The organism is Streptomyces sp. BBFR25, from assembly GCF_044590125.1.
GTDB lineage: Bacteria > Actinomycetota > Actinomycetes > Streptomycetales > Streptomycetaceae > Streptomyces > Streptomyces canus_D.
Genome location: NZ_CP172447.1, coordinates 8,100,050 through 8,119,311 on the forward strand (window position 1 = coordinate 8,100,050; position 19,262 = coordinate 8,119,311).

Annotated in this window: 17 protein-coding genes; 3 read left to right on the forward strand and 14 right to left on the reverse strand. The window is 72.6% G+C overall.

Going from position 1 to position 19,262, the window contains the following annotated elements:
- Nucleotides 1-60 precede the first annotated feature (60 nt).
- Nucleotides 61-1,485, forward strand: coding sequence for a Gfo/Idh/MocA family protein (locus ACGH52_RS36350; protein ID WP_210975272.1), 1,425 nt, complete (start codon nt 61-63; stop codon nt 1,483-1,485).
- Nucleotides 1,486-1,534: 49 nt separating this feature from the next.
- Here ACGH52_RS36350 and ACGH52_RS36355 read toward each other — a convergent pair whose 3' ends face one another.
- Nucleotides 1,535-2,287 (reverse strand): hypothetical protein, encoded by a 753-nt coding sequence (locus ACGH52_RS36355; protein ID WP_399945691.1) that lies wholly within the window; start codon nt 2,285-2,287, stop codon nt 1,535-1,537.
- 330 nt (nt 2,288-2,617) lie between these two features.
- On the opposite strand from ACGH52_RS36355, the gene ACGH52_RS36360 reads away from it, so the two are divergent.
- Complete coding sequence (locus ACGH52_RS36360) at nt 2,618-2,821, forward strand: cold-shock protein (RefSeq protein WP_003978336.1); 204 nt, start codon at nt 2,618-2,620, stop codon at nt 2,819-2,821.
- A gap of 94 nt (nt 2,822-2,915) precedes the next feature.
- Here the strand turns inward: ACGH52_RS36360 and ACGH52_RS36365 are convergent, their stop codons facing one another.
- From ACGH52_RS36365 to ACGH52_RS36405, 9 genes are all read right to left on the reverse strand, one after another.
- A complete protein-coding gene (locus ACGH52_RS36365) occupies nt 2,916-3,749 on the reverse strand; it encodes an alpha/beta fold hydrolase (RefSeq protein ID WP_399945694.1) in 834 nt (277 codons plus the stop codon).
- Nucleotides 3,750-3,786: 37 nt separating this feature from the next.
- Nucleotides 3,787-4,602: an SAM-dependent methyltransferase gene (locus ACGH52_RS36370; RefSeq protein WP_399945697.1), complete on the reverse strand. Its 816-nt coding sequence runs from the start codon at nt 4,600-4,602 to the stop codon at nt 3,787-3,789.
- A gap of 170 nt (nt 4,603-4,772) precedes the next feature.
- Complete coding sequence (locus ACGH52_RS36375) at nt 4,773-5,354, reverse strand: TetR/AcrR family transcriptional regulator (protein ID WP_210975270.1); 582 nt, start codon at nt 5,352-5,354, stop codon at nt 4,773-4,775.
- A gap of 74 nt (nt 5,355-5,428) precedes the next feature.
- Nucleotides 5,429-6,610: a YncE family protein gene (locus tag ACGH52_RS36380; protein ID WP_399945701.1), complete on the reverse strand. Its 1,182-nt coding sequence runs from the start codon at nt 6,608-6,610 to the stop codon at nt 5,429-5,431.
- Nucleotides 6,607-7,260: an ankyrin repeat domain-containing protein gene (locus ACGH52_RS36385; protein ID WP_399945704.1), complete on the reverse strand. Its 654-nt coding sequence runs from the start codon at nt 7,258-7,260 to the stop codon at nt 6,607-6,609. The genes ACGH52_RS36380 and ACGH52_RS36385 overlap by 4 nt, the downstream gene beginning before the upstream one ends.
- 159 nt (nt 7,261-7,419) lie before the next feature.
- The gene (locus tag ACGH52_RS36390; RefSeq protein WP_399945707.1) at nt 7,420-8,073 is read right to left on the reverse strand and encodes a maleylpyruvate isomerase N-terminal domain-containing protein; all 654 of its coding nucleotides are present in this window, start codon (nt 8,071-8,073) and stop codon (nt 7,420-7,422) included.
- Nucleotides 8,074-8,161: 88 nt separating this feature from the next.
- Nucleotides 8,162-9,253, reverse strand: coding sequence for an AI-2E family transporter (locus ACGH52_RS36395; RefSeq protein ID WP_399945710.1), 1,092 nt, complete (start codon nt 9,251-9,253; stop codon nt 8,162-8,164).
- A 100-nt stretch (nt 9,254-9,353) separates the two neighbouring features.
- Complete coding sequence (gene glpK, locus ACGH52_RS36400; protein ID WP_076972565.1) at nt 9,354-10,877, reverse strand: glycerol kinase GlpK; 1,524 nt, start codon at nt 10,875-10,877, stop codon at nt 9,354-9,356.
- 104 nt (nt 10,878-10,981) lie between these two features.
- Entirely contained in the window at nt 10,982-11,599 is a 618-nt protein-coding gene (locus tag ACGH52_RS36405) for a TetR family transcriptional regulator (RefSeq protein ID WP_059296579.1), read from the reverse strand.
- 81 nt (nt 11,600-11,680) lie between these two features.
- On the opposite strand from ACGH52_RS36405, the gene ACGH52_RS36410 reads away from it, so the two are divergent.
- Nucleotides 11,681-12,604, forward strand: a complete 924-nt coding sequence (locus ACGH52_RS36410) for an oxidoreductase (protein WP_210975265.1) — start codon at nt 11,681-11,683, stop codon at nt 12,602-12,604.
- 23 nt (nt 12,605-12,627) lie between these two features.
- On the opposite strand, the gene nadE is transcribed toward ACGH52_RS36410, so the two are convergent.
- From nadE to ACGH52_RS36430, 4 genes are all read right to left on the reverse strand, one after another.
- Complete coding sequence (nadE, locus tag ACGH52_RS36415; RefSeq protein ID WP_076972563.1) at nt 12,628-13,458, reverse strand: ammonia-dependent NAD(+) synthetase; 831 nt, start codon at nt 13,456-13,458, stop codon at nt 12,628-12,630.
- A gap of 133 nt (nt 13,459-13,591) precedes the next feature.
- Nucleotides 13,592-16,600 carry a family 16 glycoside hydrolase gene (locus tag ACGH52_RS36420; RefSeq protein WP_399945716.1) on the reverse strand — a complete coding sequence of 1,003 codons (3,009 nt, stop codon included), beginning with the start codon at nt 16,598-16,600 and terminating at the stop codon, nt 13,592-13,594.
- 198 nt (nt 16,601-16,798) lie between these two features.
- A complete protein-coding gene (locus ACGH52_RS36425; protein ID WP_121703972.1) occupies nt 16,799-18,118 on the reverse strand; it encodes a DEAD/DEAH box helicase in 1,320 nt (439 codons plus the stop codon).
- 130 nt (nt 18,119-18,248) lie between these two features.
- Nucleotides 18,249-19,208, reverse strand: a complete 960-nt coding sequence (locus tag ACGH52_RS36430; protein WP_399945719.1) for an alpha/beta hydrolase family protein — start codon at nt 19,206-19,208, stop codon at nt 18,249-18,251.
- Nucleotides 19,209-19,262 lie beyond the last annotated feature (54 nt).

Sequence of the window (19,262 nt, forward strand, 5' to 3'; positions counted from 1 at the left end):
CCGACGTTGCCCGACCGCGCCCCGACCGTGATGCGAACCGCCACGAGGAGTGTTGCCGTCATGTCCGAAACGCCCGCTGTCTCACGCCGACTGCTCCTGGGCTCCGCCGCCGCCAGTGGCGCCCTCGCGGCCGGAATCGGAGCCGCAGCCCCGTCCGTGTCGGCGGCGGCCGAGCAGGCGCCCCGCCGCAGGCCCGGCCAGAAGTCGATGATCGGCGTGCCCTTCGCCGCCCACCGGACCGTCCGCGTCGCGGTCATCGGCCTCGGCAACCGGGGCGGCGGCATGATCACCGGCTGGGCGGCCGTGCCCGGCTGCACCGTGACCGCCGTCTGCGACATCCGCGCCGACCGGGCCAAGCGCGCCGCCGACCGACTGGAGAGCAAGGGCAACCCGCGCCCCGCCGAGTACGGCGGCTCCGCCGACTCCTACGCCCACATGCTCCGCCGCGACGACATCGATCTCGTGTACGTCGCCACGCCCTGGGAGTTCCACCACGAGCACGGCCGGGCCGCGCTCCTCAGCGGCAGGCACGCCGTGGTGGAACTCCCCATCGCGACGGAACTGCGCCAGCTGTGGGACCTCGTCGACACCTCCGAGCGCACCCGCAGACACCTGCTCCTGTCCGAGAACTGCAACTACGGCCGCAACGAACTGGCCATGCTGAAGGCGGCGCACGACGGCCTGTTCGGAGACCTCACCAACGGCCACGGCGGCTACCTCCACGACCTGCGCGAACTCCTCTTCTCGGACACCTACTACACCGACTCCTGGCGGCGGCTGTGGCACACCCGCAGCACCGCCTCCTTCTACCCCATGCACGGTCTCGCCCCGATCGCGGCGGCCATGGACGTCAACCGCGGCGACCGCATGACGACCCTGCGCGCCACCGCGACGGCCCCGAAGGGGCTGGCCGACTACCGGGCCCGCTTCGTCCCGCGGGACCACCCGTCCTGGAAGGAGACCTACATCAACGGTGACCTGGTCACCTGCATGATCGAAACGGCCAGGGGCAGGACGATCCGGGCGGAGCACGACGTGAGTTCGCCCCGGCCCTACAGCCGGATCAACACCCTCGCGGGCAGCCGCGGCATCGTCGAGGACTACGCGGGGCCCGCCCCGACCGGCGCCCGCATCTACGTCGAGCCGGACCACAGCGGCCACACCTGGCGCGACTTCGAGGGCTACCGCAAGGAGTACGACCACTGGCTGTGGCAGAAGGTCGGAGACGACGCCGCGAACAACGGCGGCCACGGCGGCATGGACTACGTCCTGCAGTGGCGCACCGTCCAGCTGATGCGCGCGGGACTGGTGCCGGACATCGACGTCTACGACTCGGCCGCCTGGTGCTCGCCCGTCCCGCTCAGCGTCACCTCGCTGGCCCGGGGCGGCCGCCCCGTCGAAATCCCGGACTTCACCCGGGGCGCCTGGCGCGAGCGCAGGCCCGGCCTGGACTCGACGCCCACCGACATGCCGCCGGTCGGCTGAGCACGGCACGCGGACCGGCCTGCCGTACGGCGGGCGTCCCCCGAGCGCCCTACCGCACCAGGACCTCCTTCGGGCCCATGACGACGACCGGCTCCTTGTCCGGGTCCAGGGCGGTCAGCAACGCGCGCATGTGCTCCTCGCTCAGGGACACGCAGGCGTTGGTCGGTCCGTCGTGGTCCACGTGGATCCAGACCCCGCCGCCCTTGTCCTCGCCCATGGGGCGGGTCTTGTCCAGCGGGGTGGTGCCGGGCACCCGGTTGTAGTCGATGGCGATCACGTAGTCGAACGACCCCTCCAGGGGCTCGCCCAGGTACCCCGTGCCCGACACGGAGAACTCCGGGTCCTCGTCGTAGGGGAGCCGGGTGCCCGGGTCGGGCAGCCGGCCTCCCGCGTCACTGAGGCCGAAGACGCCGATGGGCGAGTGCAGGTCGCCCGCCTCGTGGTCGTCGGTCCAGCCGCGCAGGCCGTTGTGCGCGGGCCAGGGACCGGCGACCGCACGCCATCCCTCGGCCGGGTACTGCTCGTAGAGCACCACCCGGGCCTGCGACGAGTCCTCGTCCTCGCCGGTGACCACCAGGGCCTGCCGGGTGCCGTCCGGGAGACGCTCCCGCAGGACCGGACCGACCCCGGGCAGGGGGCGGGGGAAGGAACGCGGGGGAGCGGGGCGCGGGGCCGTGGAACTCCCGGGTGCGTGGGCGTCCTGCGAAGAGGCGCCCGCGGGCTCCCGGGTGCAGCCGGTGGCCAGCACGCCGGTGCACATGACAGCGCCGATCACCAGGGCCAGCGCTTTCCTGACGGTCATATCGATCTCCGACTCCGTGGGTGGACTCTTCATAGCTAGACCACTTCCGGAACCGGCGCGTGCGGCCGCCTCGCCGTCTCCCCCGGATGGCGCAGTGGGGACCCGCGCGGCGGCGGCCGAGGGCTCAGGTCGGCAACAAGGTTCCCGCTCACACCCCTTACTCACTGGTGGGGCTCGGACATGCCGTGTAGCGTCAGCAGCAGATGTCGTGGTTCGCCCAGACCGCCCGCGCCGGAGTGCGGGCGGTTTGCTGTGCAATGCCGGAGGACCAGGACGACCACCTCCGGGTTCGCGCGGTGCGGATCCGATAACGGCTGAAAGGCAAAAGGCATGGCCAGCGGAACTGTCAAGTGGTTCAACTCTGAAAAGGGCTTCGGCTTCATCGCGCAGGACGGCGGCGGCCCCGACGTCTTCGCGCACTACTCCAACATCAACGCTCAGGGCTACCGCGAGCTGCAGGAAGGCCAGGCCGTGACCTTCGACATCACCCAGGGCCAGAAGGGCCCGCAGGCGGAGAACATCACCCCCGCCTGATCGGGAGATCGCCGAACAGGGCGGGGCCCGGGGGAAGCGCTCGTTTCCCCGGGGCCCCGCCCTGTGGCATGTCGTCCCGCGGGACGGGAGGCCGTCAGCGCACGCCGCGGAAGAAGCCGAGCAGGGCGGCCGTCAGCTCGGCGGGCGCGTCCTCCTGGACCAGATGGCCCGCGTGGGCGATCGGCTCCCAGCGGGCGCCGGGGACCAGACCGGCCAGTTCGCGTCCCTTGGCCACGGGGATCCAGGCGTCCTCCTCGCCCCAGCAGATCAGCGTCGGGAGGTCGATCCCGGCATAACGGTCCTGCATCTCGTCGGTGTACCGCTGGTCCGCCTGGGCGATCTGCCGATAGAAGGCCGGCCGACCTGTTTCGCCGAGCCAGGGTTCCACCAGCCGGTCCAGGACCGCCGGGTGCGGTCCCGGGCCGCCGGTGGACCCGATGTACTCGCGCACCAGCGCCCGGTGCAGCGTCTCGGGCAGCTGCTCGAAGACCTCGGCGTGGTCGCGGACCAGGCGGAAGAACGGCGACCCCCAGGGCGCCAGCGCGACCGGGTCGACCAGGGCGAGCGCCCCGTACCGGGCGCCGTGCAGCAGATGGGCGCGCAGGGCGACGGCACCGCCGAAGTCGTGCGCGGCCACGAGGGGCTCCGCCAGCCCCCAGTGGTCCAGCAGCTCCGTGAAGACCCGGCCCTGCGCGGCCAGGGACACGTCCTGCCCGGCGCCCTTCTCCGACTGCCCGTAGCCCGGCATGTCCCAGACGAACACCTGGTGGTCGCGCCCCAGTGAGCGGGCCACCGCGCGCCAGACGTACGAGGAGAAGGGCGTGCCGTGCAGCAGGACCAGCGGGCGGCCGTCCGGGGCGCCCAGCCGGTTCCAGCGGACGGTGCCCGAACCGCTGGTGAACGACTCGGGCAACGGCCATGCGGACATGGTGCGGGTTCCTCTCGGTCCGGCGTGGGCGGGGACGTCACGGCTTGCGGGCGAGCCCGCCGTGTTCGCCGATGAGCCTCGGGTCGTCGGCGTCCGTGTCCGGACGCCACTGGGTCACCGGGACCACGCCGGGCTCCACCAGTTCGAGACCGTCGAAGAACGCCGTGATCTGGTCGACGGTGCGCAGGATGTACGGCGCGGCACCGCTCTCGTTGTAGGCGTCCTGGGCCCGGTCGAACTCCGGGTCGATGCCGCGCGAGCCGTCGTTGATCGAGAGGTAGCTGCCGGACGGCAGGGCGTCGACGAGCCGGGCGGCGACGGAACGCGCCCGGTCGTAGTCGGCGATGTGGCCCAGGATGTTGCTGAGGATCAGCGCGATGGGCTTGTCGAAGTCCAGCGTCTCGGCGGCCGCCGCGAGGACGGTGTCGGGGTCGAGCACGTCGGAGTCGATGTACGCGGTTGCGCCCTCGGGGGTGGAGTACAGCAGCGCACGGGCGTGGGCGAGGACCATCGGGTCGTTGTCGACGTAGACGATCCGGCTCTCGGGCGCGATGCGCTGGGCGACCTCGTGGGTGTTGTCGGCGGTCGGCAGTCCGGTGCCGATGTCCAGGAACTGCCGGATGCCCGCCTCGGCGACCAGGTGGGTGATGTTGCGGCGCAGGAACGCGCGGCTGCTGCGGGCGACGGTGACGATGCCGGGGAAGACGGCGGTGTACGCGTCCCCGGCCTGCTCGTCGACCGGGTAGTTGTCCTTCCCGCCCAGCCAGTAGTTCCAGATCCGGGCCGAGTGCGGCACGGACGTGTCGATCTTCTGCTGCGCGGCGGTGCCGGGAGTCGTCGAGGGGTCGCTCATGGGTGCGGTCCGTCTTTCAGCCGAGGCGTGGGTGCTTGACCACAACCTACGTCGCAACCGCCCTTTTCTGTACACCGGTTGGCCGAGGCTCCCGGGGCGCCGCCGTGGCGCGGACGCCGGCCGGTGACCTGCCGGGGCCCGATGCCCGGGCCCTCCGCCTCGGCGGGTGGCTAGCCGGCGTCGACCGCGCCCCGTGCGGACGCCGTGCGCAGGACGTCGAAGCACTCGGCGAGCAGGGGCCGCAGCGGTGGCTCCTGCCCCTCGTCGATCCAGCGCCCGAAGGCGACCTTGAGCACGGCGATCGCCGCCTCGGCGGTCAGCCGCGCCGTCAGGTCGTCCACGCCGCGCGCACGCAGCGCGTCGGCGAGGGCACCGGACAGGGACGCGAGCTTGGTCAGCTCCCGCTCCCGCAGCTCGGCGTTGGCGTCGATGACGCCCTGCCGCAGGCGGACCAGATCGCCGCGCTCCTCGAAGACGCCCGCCGCGGCGTCCAGGGCCCCGGCCACCGCCTCCATCGGCGTCGCCGACGAGGGCGCCGCCGCGACGGCGCCCACGCACAGCTCCTCCAGCCTGCCGGAACCGCCGAAGAGGACCTCCCGCTTGTCGGCGAAGTGCCGGAAGAACGTCCGCTCCGTCAGCCCCGCCCGCTTGGTGATCTCGGCCACCGGAGTCTGTTCGTAGCCGCGCTCCACGTACAGCTCCAGTGCCGCCTGCTCCAGGCGGCCGCGCGCGTTCGGCTCCCATCGACCCATGCCGCGGAGTCTACGCGAGGGCAGGCACTGTCATGCCGGGCTCGGCCCGCCCTCCCGGGACCGGCCCCGGAGGCTCACCCGCCGCCCGGCCCCTTGCCGCCGAGGACCGCGACGGCCAGGGGCCGCTCGCCCACCGGGAGCCGTGTCACCCGGCCTGTGGCGGTGTCGACGACGCTCAGGCCGTTCCAGTAGCCGTCGCGGGTGAAGCCGCCCGAGACGTAGGCGGTGCCGCCGTCGGCCGAGAGGGCGACGGTCTCGTGCGGGCCGTCCAGGGGGATGACCCGCTCGCCGCCGCCGGGCGTGCGGACGGTCAGGGACGGGCCGTCGTCCTCGGACGGGTCGATCGGGCCGGTGCCCACCACGTAGAGCGTGCCGTCGGCACCCGCCGTGACGCCGTGCTGGTGGGTGTTGGCGGTCATCTCCTCGATCCGGACCCGCCCGGTGCCGGGGTCGACCACCGCCAGGCGCTCGCCCTCGAACGGCAGCAGCAGCGCTCCGTCGGAGGGGCGTACGGCGGTGTAGTGCGGCTTGAGCCAGGAGCCGAGGCCGCCCTCGGTGCCGTACGGGGCCACCTCGATGCGGCGCGTCGTCCAGTCGCCGGTGTCGACGACGCTCACGTCGAACGAGTCGTGGTTCGTCGCGTAGACGTGCCGCCCGTCGCGCGAGACGTCGACGTCGAAGGGGCGGCGACCGACCGGCACGACCTCCGTCACCCGCCGTCGCCCGGTGTCGAGGACCTCCAGCGTGCCCTCGCCGCCGGGGACGTTGACCCCGACGTAGACACGGCTGCCGTCGGGGGACAGGGCGATGCCCATGCCGCCGCCCCGGTACTCGCCACTCGTCACGGGGCCCGTGTCCGTCCGGTACGGGATGAGGGCGGTGCGCTCGCGGGTGCGGGTGTCCACGGCGGCCACCCCCTCCGCGGTCGCCACCCAGGCCGTGCCGTCCTCGCCCAGGGCGATCCCGTACGGCGCCGTCCCGACCCGCACCGAGCCCAGGTCGGCCGCCCCGCCCCGCCCGGCGGGGTCGACGAAGGTGACGGTGTCCGCGCCGAAGTCCGTGACCAGCAGGGTGCCTTCCGGCGTGCGTGCGGATGGGCCGCCGGAGTCGGACGGCGTACGCGAGGCGGTGCTGGCGGGCGGGGCGGGCACCGGTGACGCGTCCCCGTCGCCACCGCCGTCCGGGGCGCATCCGGCCAGCGTCGCGGTGACGGCGGCCAGCGCGGCGAGGCGGCCCGCGGGACGACGCCGGTTCACCGCCGCCCACCCTCTTCGCGCACGCCGTCTCCGGCGTGCGACTCGGCCCGCCGCAGCAGGCCCGCGATGGCCTCGAAGCCCCTGCGCTCGGCATGGGCGCGGGCCGTGACACCGTCGCCGTCCGGCAGCGAGGGGTCGGCGCCCGCGGCGAGCAGGGCCGCCACGACGTCCTGGTGCGCGCGGTCGCCGTCGCCGAGGACGACCGCTTCGAGGAGCGCCGTCCAGCCGAGCCGGTTGACGTGGTCGACGTCCATGTCCGTCTCCGCGAGCACCGCCCGTACGTAGGCCGCGTGGCCGCGTTCGCTCGCCGGGATGACCGAGACGCCGCCGAAGCGGTTGGTCAGCGTGACGTCCGGACCGCCGGGCAGCAGCGCCCGCATCATCGCGACGCTGCCCGTGACCCCGGTGACCAGCCACGCGCTGTCGTGACGGGCGTCCTGCGCGTTGACGTCCGCACCCTGCGCGACCAGTGCCTCGGCGACCGCGACCCGGTCGGCCAGGGCCGCCAGCAGCAGCGGCGTGCGGCCCTGTTCGTCGCGCAGTTCCCGGTCGGCACCGGCCCGCAGCGCCGCCCGGACGGCGTCGGCGTCACCGCGGCGAACGGCGTCCGACAGGGCGAGGTCGGCGGGGGTGGGTGGCTTGGCGGTCATGGTGGGACAGCTCCGCGGTGTCGGGGACGTGTGCCTCCAGCTTGGGCCCGCGGAGCACGGACCCGGGTCGACGCTCCGGCTCCCTCGGTCCTGCCGGACGGACGACTGCCCGGTCGTCCGATCGGACGACCCGTCGGCCGCCGGGGCCGCACGCGCCGGTCAGCCGACCGGGAAGGGGAGCCGGTCCGCCAACTCGCCCAGCGCGGCCGTCTGCGTCGCGGTCGGTGCCCGCCGCCCGGTACCGATCAGCAGCGCGTCCCGGTCGGTGAACGACGCGGGGAACGCCGTACCGACGACCCCCTCCAGCAGCTCCCGCGCGTACCTGAGCCCCGCCGCGGGCGGTGCCGCCGCCTCCGGGAGGTGCGCGACCAGGTCGAGATGGTGCAGGGACCATTCCAGGACGTACGCCGAGAGGTAGTCGCCCGCGGTGAGCACCTGGTCCTGGGTGCCGACCCGACTGGTGGGGTCCGCGAGCGCCGCGGCGCGGCCGGCGGCGGAACCGACGTCGTCGAGATGGAACGCGAGCAGCCCCGGCTGCTCGTAGGCGGCGGCCAGGCGGACGATCAGCGCGTCGAGCGGGTCGTCCCCGGTCGGGGGCTCGACGACCCGCCAGTAGGTCACCGCGTCCCGCGTCGGCTCCTCGGCGGTCGGGGTGGCCAGGGTGATCAGGACGTCCTGGGCGTCGATGACCAGGTGGCAGACCAGGTCCCGGACGAGCCAGCCGGTGCAGCCGGACGGCCGGGCGAAGTCCTCGTCGGACAGGTCGGCGACCGCGGCGAGCAGGGCCGACCAGGAGCGGCTGAAGAGATCCACGCCCGACAGCCAACACCACCGCCCGCCCGGCCGCGAGCCAATTCGCGCCAGGGGCCCCGTCCTTCACGTACGGGGCCCGTCCGTCGGCTCAGGCGTCGGCGGTCGCGGCTTCCTCGGGCGGTTCGGCCAACTGCTCGCGCACGTAGTTCCACACCACCGCGATCAGCGCGGCGAAGGGGACGGCGAGCAGGCTGCCCACGATCCCGGACAGGGTGCCGCCCAGCGTCACCGCCAGCAGGACCACCGCCGCGTGCAGACCGAGGCCGCGGCTTTGGATGATGGGCTGGAAGACGTTGCCCTCCAACTGCTGCACCACCACGATGATCGCGAGCACGATGAGCGCATCCGTCAGCCCGTTCGACACCAGGGCGATCAGCACGGCCACGAAGCCCGCGAACAGGGCGCCGACGATGGGCACGAACGCGGACACGAACGTCAGGACCGCCAGGGGCAGCACCAGCGGCACGCCCAGGATCCACAGGCCGAGGCCGATGAAAACGGCGTCGAGCAGCCCCACCAGGGCCTGCGACCGGACGAACGAGCCCAGGGTCTCCCAGCCGCGCAGCGCGACGACCGGGACGTCGGTGGCCAGCCGGCCGGGCAACTGGCGGGCCAGCCAGGGCAGGAACCGCGGACCGTCCTTGAGGAAGAAGAACATCAGGAAGACGCCCAGGACAGCGGTGATCAGGCCGTTGACCACCGCGCCCACGCCCGTCGCCACCGCGGTGGTGATGCTGCCGACGCTGTCCTGGATGCGCGCCACCGCCGAATCGACCGCACCGGTGATCTCGTCGTCACCGATGTTCAGCGGCGGTCCCGCGGCCCACTCGCGCAGCCGCTGGATGCCCTCGACCACGCCGTCGGTCAACTCGTCGGTCTGGGAGGACATCGGCACGGCGATCAGTGCCACGATGCCCAGGACGACCAGCAGGAAGCCCACCGTCACCACCGCGGCGGCCAGCGCCGGACGCCACCCGTGCCGCCGCAGGAAGCGGGCCGGGGGCCACGTCAGGGTGGTCAGGAGGAGACCGACGAGCAGCGGCCACACCACCGACCACATACGGCCCAGGACCCACAGGGTCACGGCGAGCATGACGAGTATCAGCAGCAACTCGCCCGAGACGCGCGCGCTGGTGCGCAGCGCGGCCCGGGTTCTCGCGGCGCTCAATCCGGCAGACATGGGATCACCCTAAGGGGGCGTCAGTCCGATGAACCCACCAGTCCGGTGTTCTCGACGTGCGGGACGTCCTGTCGCTCCAGGCCGGTGACCCGACCCGGGGTCAGCTCTCGGGGACCTTGACCCAGTCGAGCGTGCGCTCCACCGCCATCTTCCACCCCGCGTACCCCTGCGCGCGCTTCTCCTCGGACCACTGGGGCTCCCAGCGCCTGGACTCGCTCCAGTGGGTGCGCAGTTCGTCGGTGTCCCGCCAGAAGCCCGTGGCCAGCCCCGCCGCGTAGGCCGCGCCGAGGGCGGTGGTCTCCGCGACCACGGGGCGGCTGACGGGAACGCCGAGCACGTCCGCCTGGATCTGCATGCACAGGTCGTTGGCGGTCACACCGCCGTCGACCCGGAGCACGTCCAGGTGTACCGAGGAGTCCTGTTCCATGGCCTCGACGACGTCGCGGCTCTGGTAGCAGATGGCCTCCAGCGTCGCCCGCGCCAGGTGTGCGTTGTCGTTGTACCTGGCGAGGCCGACGATCGCGCCCCGTGCGTCGGAGCGCCAGTACGGGGCGAACAGGCCGGAGAACGCGGGGACGAAGTACATGCCGCCGTTGTCCTCGACGGTGCGGGCGAGTTCCTCGCTCTCGGCCGCCGTCTTGATGATCTTCATCTGGTCGCGCAGCCACTGCACGGCGGACCCCGTGACCGCGATGGAGCCCTCCAGCGCGTAGACCGGCGGGTTGTCGCCGAACTGGTAGGCCACGGTGGTCAGCAGGCCGTGCTGGGAGCGGACCAGTTCGGTGCCGGTGTTGAGGACCAGGAAGTTGCCGGTGCCGTAGGTGTTCTTGGCCTCGCCGGGCGAGAAGCAGACCTGGCCGACGGTCGCCGCGTGCTGGTCGCCCAGCACCCCCGTGATGGGCACGGCGGCGCGCAGGGGCCGGGAGGTCCGGGTCGTGCCGTACGCCTCGGGGTGCGAGGACGGGTTGATGGTCGGCAGCATGCTGCGGGGGATGCCGAAGAAGCCCAGCAGTTCGTCGTCCCAGTCGAGCGTCTCCAGGTCCATCAGCATGGTGCGGCTCGCGTTGGTCACGTCGGTGGCATGGATGCCGCCGTCGGGACCGCCGGTCAGGTTCCACAGGACCCAGCAGTCCGTGTTGCCGAACACCGCGTTCCCCTGCTCCGCCGCCTCGCGGACGCCGTCGACGTTCTCCAGGATCCACTGGATCTTCCCGCCGGAGAAGTACGTCGCGGGCGGCAGCCCGGCCTTGCGGCGGATGACGTCGCCCCGGCCGGAGCGCTCCAGGCGGGCCGCGATGGCGTCGGTGCGGGTGTCCTGCCACACGATGGCGTTGTAGTAGGGACGGCCGGTGCGCGGGTCCCACACCACCGTGGTCTCCCGCTGGTTGGTGATGCCGATGGCCGCCAGGTCGGTGCCCGACAGTCCGCCGTTGCGCAGGGCGTTCTGCATCACCGAGTTGGTGCGCTCCCAGATCTCCACCGGGTCGTGCTCCACCCACCCGGAGCGCGGCAGGATCTGCTCGTGCTCCAACTGGTGCTTCGCGACCTCGTTGCCGCCGTGATCGAAGATCATGAACCGGGTACTCGTGGTTCCCTGGTCCACCGCGCCGATGAAGTCCGCCATGGAAGCTCACCTTCCGCCGGCCTGACCGGCGTCGTCCGTTCGAGCACCCCTTCGGACAGGTTAAGGCGGCTTCCGGCCGGACGCACCAACAGAGCAGAAGCGTCTCAGGTCTCCGGAGGGACGCCGTCGAGCGCCGGGGCGATCACGGCGAAGGCCTGCTCGGTCAGCTTCCAGGGGTCCGCCGTGCCGTCGCTGTCGCTCCAGCGGTGCAGCACCGTGTTGAAGGCGGTCAGCGCCATCCCGGCGGCCATCTCGGGGTACAGGTCGAGGTCGGGGGCCGGATCGGGGCGGCGGGCCAGCTCCGCCGCGAGGTCCTCGCGCCACCGCCCCTGCCGCTCCAGGAAGCGCGCGTGCAGGGCGGGGGTGCGCAGGATCAGCTGGACCACCCGCAGTGCTCTGTCGGAGTGATCGGCGCAGGCCGCGAGGGGGCCGGAGAGGGCCTTGCGCAGGGCCGCGGACGGTCGCTCCCCGGCGGGGCGGGCGGCCAGCTCCCGGGCGACGTCCGCGCCCATGTCCGTCAGGAACTGGACGACCACGTCCTCCTTGGACGCGAAGTACCGGAAGAACGTCCGCTTGGACACTCCGGCGGCCGACACGATCTCGTCGACGGTGACCGCGTCGAACCCCTTCGAGGCCAGCAACTGCAAGGCCGCTTCGGTGAGTTCGTCCGAGACGAGCTGACGTTTGCGCTGGGCGAGGCTGACTTCGGGGCGAGTGCTCACCCCTCCATCGTAACTCCATGCCCTGGATGGCACAAAGTATCTCTGTTGACACTTGGTGCCATCGAAGGCATGGTGAGGCGCATGACACAGCAGCGACGTTGGAGCGCCGAGCGGATCGGGGACCAGAGCACGCGGGTGTTCGTCGTCACCGGGGCCGGCAGCGGCCTGGGCCTGGCGACCGTCCGGGCGCTCGCCGGGCGGGGCGGACACGTGATCCTGGCCGTGCGCGACGAGCAGAAGGGCCGACGGGCGGTCGAGGCGGTCTCCGCCGGGCAGCCGGGCGCCCGCCTGGACGTGCGCCGGCTCGACCTGGCCGACCTCGACTCGGTGCGGGCCTTCGCCAGGGAGGTGCGTGCGGAGCATCCGCGGCTCGACGTGCTCGTCAACAACGCCGGCATCATGGCGCCGCCCCGGCGGCTGAGCCCCCAGGGCCACGAGTCGCAGTTCGCCTGCAACCACCTGGGCCACTTCGCGCTCACCGGCCTGCTGCTCGACCTGCTGGCGGAGGGCAAGGACCCCCGGGTGGTGACGGTGACGTCGACCAACCACCGGCAGGGACGTCTCTTCCTCGACGACCTCGCCGGCGAGCGCCACTACTCACCCATGGCGTTCTACAACCAGTCGAAGTTCGCCAACGCCGTCTTCGGACAGGAACTCCACCGACGGCTCGCCGAGGCCGGGAGTCCGGTGCGCAGCGTGCTCGCGCACCCCGGCTACAGCGCCACCCGCCTGCAGACGAGCGCACCGGTCGGCATGGTGCGGTTGCTCTTCGGCCGCGTCCTGCGGCCGCTCGCCCAGTCCGCCGAACGGGGTGCGCTGCCGCAGTTGTACGCGGCGACCGACCCCGGTGTGCGAAGCGGCGAGTTCATCGGCCCCGACGGCCCCGGCGAGCTGCGGGGCGGACCGAAGCGGGTACGGCTGTCACCGGCGGCGGCCGATGCCGCCACCGGCCGCCGCCTGTGGGAGTTGTCGCAGCGGCTGACCGGGGTGGGGTTCCCGCTCTGATCCCCGGTCGGCCGGACCGGCGGTCAGGGAGCGATCGGAAGCCGGCGCTTGTGGTCGGTCTGCCGGTAGCGGGTGAGGATCTTCTCGAAGGTCTGCTCCGGCACCGGCCTGCCCTCCAGGAAGTCGTCGATCTCCTCGTAGGTGACCCCGAGGGCGTCCTCGTCGGCCTTGCCCGGGTCGAGGGTCTCCAGATCGGCCGTCGGAACCTTCCGGACCAGCTCGGCGGGTGCGCCCAGCGCGTCCGCGACGGCACGCACCCGGCGCTTGGTGAGGCCGGTCAGCGGTACGAGGTCGGCGGCACCGTCGCCGAACTTGGTGAAGAAGCCGGAGACCGCCTCGGCCGCGTGGTCGGTGCCGACGACCAGGCCGCCGTGCGCCCCGGCCACCGCGTACTGCGCGATCATGCGCTGCCGTGCCTTGATGTTGCCGTGCACGAAGTCCTGGTGCCCGGCGTCGCGGAAGGCCACGTCGGCGGCGAGCAGGGCGTCGAGCGCCGCGTCGCTCGCGGGCTTGATGTCCACCGTCAGGACGTGGTCGGCCCGGATGAAGGAGAGGGCGAGCTGGGCGTCGTGCTCGTCCGCCTGAACCCCGTGCGGCAGCCGCATCGCGTAGAAACGCGCCTCGTGCCCCGCGGCGCGGGCCCGCTCCACGGCGAGCTGGCACAGCCTGCCCGCGGCGGTCGAGTCGACCCCGCCGCTGATCCCGAGCACGAGCGCGCGCAGACCGGTGGAGGTCAGCCGCTCGGCGAGGAAGGCCACCCGGCGCTCGATCTCCCGTTCGGCGTCGAAGGTCTCCGCGACCTCCAGTTCCCGGGCGATCTCCTTCTGCAGGGCGATGGACGCCGGCTCGCTCAATTCCGCTCCTTGTTCGACGGGCAGGGCAGTTCTCGTTTCACCCTACCCACAGGCGCCCGGGGGACTCGGACCCGCCGTCCGGTGCAGCGGGAGGTGCGGGGCGGCCGTCAGGGCCGCCCCGCACGGCCGCGGCTCAGTCCAGCGGTTCGATGCGGATGTCGCGGAACCGGACCTTGTTCCCGTGGTCCTGCAACCGGATCGCCCCGGCGGCGGGAGTCTCGGCCCGGCCCGCCGCGGTGGGTCCGTCGAGCGCGACGTCGTCGTGGACCGTCTTGCCGTTCCACACCACCGTCACGCGCGCGTCGGCGGTCTTGGCACCGTTCTCGTCGAAACGGGCGGCCCGGAAGACGATGTCGTACGTCTGCCAGGTCTCCGGTGCCGTCGCCGCGTTGGTGTCGGGCGCCTTCTTCAGATAGAACGCCCCGGCCTCGTTGGTGTCCAGGGTGGTGTCGCCGTAGGAGTCGAGGATCTGCAGCTCGTAGCGGTCCTGGAGGTAGATGCCGCTGTTGCCGCGGTCCTGGCCGGTCACGTCGTCCGGCAGCAGGGGGACGCGGAACTCCACGTGCAGCTTGAAGTCCTGGTAGGCGTCCTTGGTGCGGATGTCGCCGCAGCACACCTCCATCGACCGCTCCTCGGCCAGCGGCCAGGCCACCTTCCTCCCGTCCGTGTGCTGCCACTGCTCCTGCGAGGCGGCGGTGCCGTCGAACAGGGCGACCCGGGCGCCGTGCGGACGCACGGTGATCAGGTCGAGGTTGACGTGGCCGGTGTCCCCGGGGTCGTAGCGGTAGGAGACCGTGTTGTGTCCGGCGCGCAGCCGCACCGGCTCGGTCCGGGTGGACCAGGTGTCCCAGTCCCCGGTGGACGGAAGCTGTGTCTGGCGGACCTTCTTCCCGCCCGCGTACAGGGAGAGCGACTTGGTGCCCTCGAAGGGGTTCGGGCCGTTGGAGTAGCGCAGGCCCACGTCGTAGGTGCCCGTCTTCGGGACGGTCACGTCGAAGGTCGTGGTGGCCTTGCCCTCGGTGGCGTAGCGGTCGACGAAGCCGCTGCCGGAGTAGCCGACGTGGTCGGTGTTGACCCCCGCCTTCCCCGTCAGACGCGCCTCCTCGGCCTCGTACAGGGTGGCCGCCGGCGGCTGCCTGCCGGGCATCTCGTTGAGCGTGTACCAGGCCTCGGTGCTCCACAGCGTCTCACCGGAGGCGGAGGTGAACGGGCGCGGGGAGCGCACGTGCACGACGCGGTCCGGCTTCAGGCCGTCCAGTCGCAGCCGCACCGTGCGGCCGTCGTCCGAGAGCGTCGCGGACCGCACGGCCAGCTCCTCCTCGGCGATCTTCGGGCCGCCGTAGTCGCCGGTCGGCGTGTAGCGCCACTGCTCGGCCTCGTAGCGGGAGGCCAGCTCCGCGGCCGTCTCCTGCGACACCGGCTGGGTGTACGTGAGGTCGAAGCCGCCCGGCACGGCCCGCATCTTCTGGACGTCGAAGGTGTTGCCGCCGTTGGGCGTCAGCTTCTGCAGGCCGAACTTCAGCTTGCCCTCCTGTCCCCAGTTGCCGTCGGCACCCAGCCCGCCGGTGTAGATGGCGCCGTCGGGGCCCATGGAGACCCGGTTGACACCCGCCTCCAGGCCCTGCGTGTAGCGGAAGACGGCGCCCTGGTACTGGCCCTTCACCTTCTCCAGGTAGGCGCGCTGGAGGCCGCCGTAGGTGACGTCGCCGATCAGCATCTGGCCCGCGAACCTGCCCTTGGTGAGGTACAGCGGGGTGGACGGCGAGTTGCCGATCTCGTTCTGCGGCAGCCACAGCACCGGCTCGGTGACGGGGGAGTCCTCGAAGGGGCCCGCGGGCTCGGTGTAGTGGTTGAAGAAGCGGTCCTGCTTGATCTGGACGAGCTTCGACGCGGGCAGCCAGCCGCCCTGGTTGTCGGTGGCGAACAGACTGCCGCCCGGCCCCCAGCCGATGCCGTTGGGCGTGCGCAGCCCGCCCGCGACCGGGCTGATCTTCCCGGTCTTCTTGCTGATCTTGTAGGTCGTCCCGCGGTTGGGCGCGGGCTGAGGGGTGGTGGTCGCGCCGCCGAGGTCGATGGCGACGGAGAGGTTCACGTAGAAGTAGCCGTCGCGGTAGAGCAGGCCGAACGCGAACTCGTGGAAGTTGCCGCCGTAGGGCCAGGTGGCGACCGTGCGGTACTCGTCGGTCACGTCGTCGCCGTCGCTGTCGACGAGCCGGGTCAGCTCGTGCTTCTGCGAGACGTAGAGCGAACCGTCCACGTACTTGATGCCCATGGGCTCGCGCAGCCCGCTCGCCACCTTCTCGACGCTCACCTTGTCGCGACTGGTCTCGCCGGTGACGTTGTCCAGCAGGTACACCTCTCCGGCAACGTTGTCGGTGCCGCCCCAGGTGCTGAGCGCCAGGCGTCCGTCGGGCAGCCAGTCCATGCCGGTGACCTGCGGTTCGAAGCCGTCGGGGCGCAGGTCGGTGAGGTCGAGGTCGGGGCGCACGGAGGTGAGCGGCAGGCCGTCGCCGGGGGTGTCGCGCCCGGCCTCGCACTCCTTGCGGCCCGGAGCCGTCACCCGGACGACCCCGGCGTCGGTGCTCAGTGCCTCGGTGGGCACGACGGTGAACTCGCTCTCGCCCGGCGGCATCCAGGACAGCTGGAGCTGCTGGCCGCCACCGCGGTCGAAGTGGTCGACGCGCAGCGGGTGCGCTCCCGCGGTGAGGTCGACCGTGCCGTCCTTGGGCTCCGCGCCGTGCAGCCCGTCGTGGTCGATCACCGTGGCGTCGTCGAGGGTCAGCCGGGAGCCGTCGTCGCTGACGAGGCGGAACACATAGGTGCCGTCACGAGGGGCGATCAGGTAACCGGACGCCTGGGAGACGAAGTTGTCGGCGATGCCGCCGAAGTCGGCGGTGCTCGACCAGTCGACCGCAGGCATCAGCTTGTCGTGGTTGGGGGTCTGCCCCGGCTTGAGGGTGCAGAGTTCATTGAGTGGCGTCTGGACGTCGAACACGCGCAGGGTGACGCCGGGTTCCTGCGGCGGGATGTCGGCGGGGGCCGCCGAGGACGCCGGGGCGGCCCAGGCGCCGCCGAGCGCGACGGCCGACGTCAGCAGGAGGATGAGGTGTCTTCGGGCACGCGAGAACAGCCGTGGGTGCATTGGTCCTCCGGGAGAAGGGGACCGGACCGTGCCGGATATCGCTCCGGTCTTGTGCGGTAGGACGGACGTTCCGCCGCCAAGGTAGGAGACTTCCGCTTGACATGTCCATACTTTGTCATCGGTGTGTTCAAAGTTCTCGGCGTCGACTTGGCGTCAAGTCCCGTTCCCCGGGGTCGTGATCGGCCCGCGGGGCGGCGGTCAGCGGCCCCTGCGCACCCGGGCCGCCGCGCGCGCCTCGGCGGCCTTGCGCGCCTCGACGGCCTTGCGGGACCCCTTCGCTGCGCGGCCCGGGCGGGTGCCCATCCCGCGGAAGGGGGCGTTGCCGCCCTCCTGGGCCGGACCGGTCGGCGGGCGCTTCGCGCCGGTGAGGGCCGTCAGCTTCTGCTCGCCCGAGCGCACCGGGGTCACCGTCGGCCGGATCCCGGCCTCGGACATCATCCGGTTCACCTCGCGCCGCTGGTCCGGGGTGACGAGCGTGACCACGCTCCCCGCCCGTCCGGCCCGCGCCGTGCGCCCGCCGCGGTGCAGGTAGTCCTTGGCGTCGGCCGGCGGATCGACGTTGACGACGAGATCGAGCGCCTCGACGTGGATGCCCCGCGCCGCGACGTTGGTGGCCACCAGCACGGTGACCTCGCCCTCCATGAACCGGGCGAGCGTGTGCGTGCGCTGCGGCTGCGACTTGCCGCTGTGCAGGGCGGCGGCGGGCACACCGGCGGCCCGCAGGTGCCGGGTGAACCGGTCGACCCCGGCCTTGGTGTCCAGGAACATCAGCACCCGCCCGTCGCGCGCCGCGATCTCGGTGGCGGTCGCGTACTTGTCGGCGGGGTGGATCGTCAGCACGTGGTGCTCCATCGTGCTCACCGAGGCCGACGCCGGGTCGACCGACGCCGCAACGGGGTCGTGGAGGTGGTCCCGCACCAGCTGGTCGACGTCGCCGTCGAGGGTGGCGGAGAACAGCAGCCGCTGCCCGTCGGAGGGCACCTGCTCCAGGATGCCGGAGACCTGCGGCAGGAACCCCATGTCGCACATCTGGTCCGCCTCGTCCAGCACCGTGATCCGCACCTGGTTCAGGTGGCAGTCCCGGCGGGAGACCAGGTCGGCCAGTCGGCCCGGAGTGGCGACGACCACTTCGGCGCCGTCGCGCAGCGCCTGGGTCTGCCGGTTGATCGACAGCCCGCCGACGACCGTGGTCAGGCGGACGTCCAGCGCCCGGGCGTACGGCGCCAGCGCGTCGCTCACCTGCTGGGCCAGCTCCCGGGTCGACACCAGGACGAGGGCCAGCGGCCGCTTCGACTCCGCGCGCCGGCCCGCGGTCCTGGCGAGCAGCGCCAGCCCGAAGGCCAGTGTCTTGCCGGAGCCGGTCCGCGCCCGGCCGAGGACGTCCCGCCCGGCCAGTGCGTCGGGCAGGGTCGCCGCCTGGATCGGGAACGGCTGCGTCACCCCGAGGGCGGTCATCGTCTCCACCAGCACCGGCGGCAGTCCGAGGCCGTCGAAGGATGCGGTCGGCTTCGCGTTCATGGGGGACCTTTCTGATCAGGCGCCCGGAACGCGACCGGGCCCGTACCCCTCGGTACGGACCCGGGCGCCTCAAAGCGTGCCGCCATTTTACCAGCGGGCCCGCCCGCGCCCCGCGGCCGACCGTGCGGGCCTACTTGGACTCGACCCGGCCGAGCGGGTCAGGCCCGGCCGCCAGCCCGTCCCGCGCCCGCTGCCAGGCGGTGTCCCCCGGATACAGCTCGGAGCGCAGGTAGGCCCAGGTGAGCCGCTGTACGGCGGCCACCCGTGCGGGGTCCTCGTCGGTGGTCTCCGCGACGTCGTACCCGGCCACCCCGCCGAGCCCGTGCTCCGCGCCGAACAGGGTCAGCAGGGACTTGGGGCCGGGGGAGAGGGTGTACGGGTCCGCGTGCCACTGGGCGCCGGACACCGTCAGGTGGGCGGAGTCGTCCTTGTCGCCGGCGACGACGAGCGCGGGCGTGGTCATGCGGGAGAAGTCCGTGGTCAGGAAGAAGGGCATGTTCTCGGCGGCGGACGCGCTGAGGGCGTCGCCGCCCCGGCCGGGCGCGGCGAGCAGCACACCCGCCTTGACGCGGGGCTCGGTCAGGTCCACCTCCGTGCCGTCGTCCGGATCGGTGAGCCGGGCGCCGAGCAGCAGGCTCGCGGTGTGCCCGCCCATCGAGTGCCCGGCGACCGCGACCCTGCTCCGGTCCAGTCGGCCGGCGAGCTGCGGTACGGCCTCCTCCAGGACGTCGAGCCCGTCGAGGACGTGTGTCATGTCCTCGGCGCGCGACCGCCAGAACAGGGGCGCCCCGGGGGTCCCGGGGTCTAGCGCCAGCGTCCGCGAGCTGAGGTGGGTCGGCTGGACCACGACGAAGCCGTGCGCCGCCCAGTAGTGGGCGAGCGGGGCGTAGCCGTTCAGGGAGGAGAGGTGGTTCGAGTAGCCCTGGCCGTGCGAGAGCAGGAGGACGGGCAGGCGGGTCCCGGTCACCGGCGCGGAGACCCGCACCTGGAGGTCCACCGGCCGCCCCGGGGCCGGGAGTACCACCGGGGCCACGGAGAGGACGGGAGTGGGCGGGGAGACGAAGTCGGTCGGGTGAGTCTGTGCGCTCATGATGCGTGTGTCCGTTCGATGAATCGACGGCGGGGACTGGCGCGGCCGTCCGGG

What these genes read in the sequence shown, in the direction of transcription:
- ACGH52_RS36350 (WP_210975272.1), top strand. Translation starts at nt 61, where the DNA reads ATGTCCGAAACGCCCGCTGTCTCACGCCGACTGCTCCTGGGCTCCGCC.
- ACGH52_RS36355 (WP_399945691.1), bottom strand. Translation starts at nt 2,287, where the DNA reads ATGACCGTCAGGAAAGCGCTGGCCCTGGTGATCGGCGCTGTCATGTGC.
- ACGH52_RS36360 (WP_003978336.1), top strand. Translation starts at nt 2,618, where the DNA reads ATGGCCAGCGGAACTGTCAAGTGGTTCAACTCTGAAAAGGGCTTCGGC.
- ACGH52_RS36365 (WP_399945694.1), bottom strand. Translation starts at nt 3,749, where the DNA reads ATGTCCGCATGGCCGTTGCCCGAGTCGTTCACCAGCGGTTCGGGCACC.
- ACGH52_RS36370 (WP_399945697.1), bottom strand. Translation starts at nt 4,602, where the DNA reads ATGAGCGACCCCTCGACGACTCCCGGCACCGCCGCGCAGCAGAAGATC.
- ACGH52_RS36375 (WP_210975270.1), bottom strand. Translation starts at nt 5,354, where the DNA reads ATGGGTCGATGGGAGCCGAACGCGCGCGGCCGCCTGGAGCAGGCGGCA.
- ACGH52_RS36385 (WP_399945704.1), bottom strand. Translation starts at nt 7,260, where the DNA reads ATGACCGCCAAGCCACCCACCCCCGCCGACCTCGCCCTGTCGGACGCC.
- ACGH52_RS36395 (WP_399945710.1), bottom strand. Translation starts at nt 9,253, where the DNA reads ATGTCTGCCGGATTGAGCGCCGCGAGAACCCGGGCCGCGCTGCGCACC.
- glpK (WP_076972565.1), bottom strand. Translation starts at nt 10,877, where the DNA reads ATGGCGGACTTCATCGGCGCGGTGGACCAGGGAACCACGAGTACCCGG.
- ACGH52_RS36410 (WP_210975265.1), top strand. Translation starts at nt 11,681, where the DNA reads ATGACACAGCAGCGACGTTGGAGCGCCGAGCGGATCGGGGACCAGAGC.
- ACGH52_RS36420 (WP_399945716.1), bottom strand. Translation starts at nt 16,600, where the DNA reads ATGCACCCACGGCTGTTCTCGCGTGCCCGAAGACACCTCATCCTCCTG.
- ACGH52_RS36425 (WP_121703972.1), bottom strand. Translation starts at nt 18,118, where the DNA reads ATGAACGCGAAGCCGACCGCATCCTTCGACGGCCTCGGACTGCCGCCG.
- ACGH52_RS36430 (WP_399945719.1), bottom strand. Translation starts at nt 19,208, where the DNA reads ATGAGCGCACAGACTCACCCGACCGACTTCGTCTCCCCGCCCACTCCC.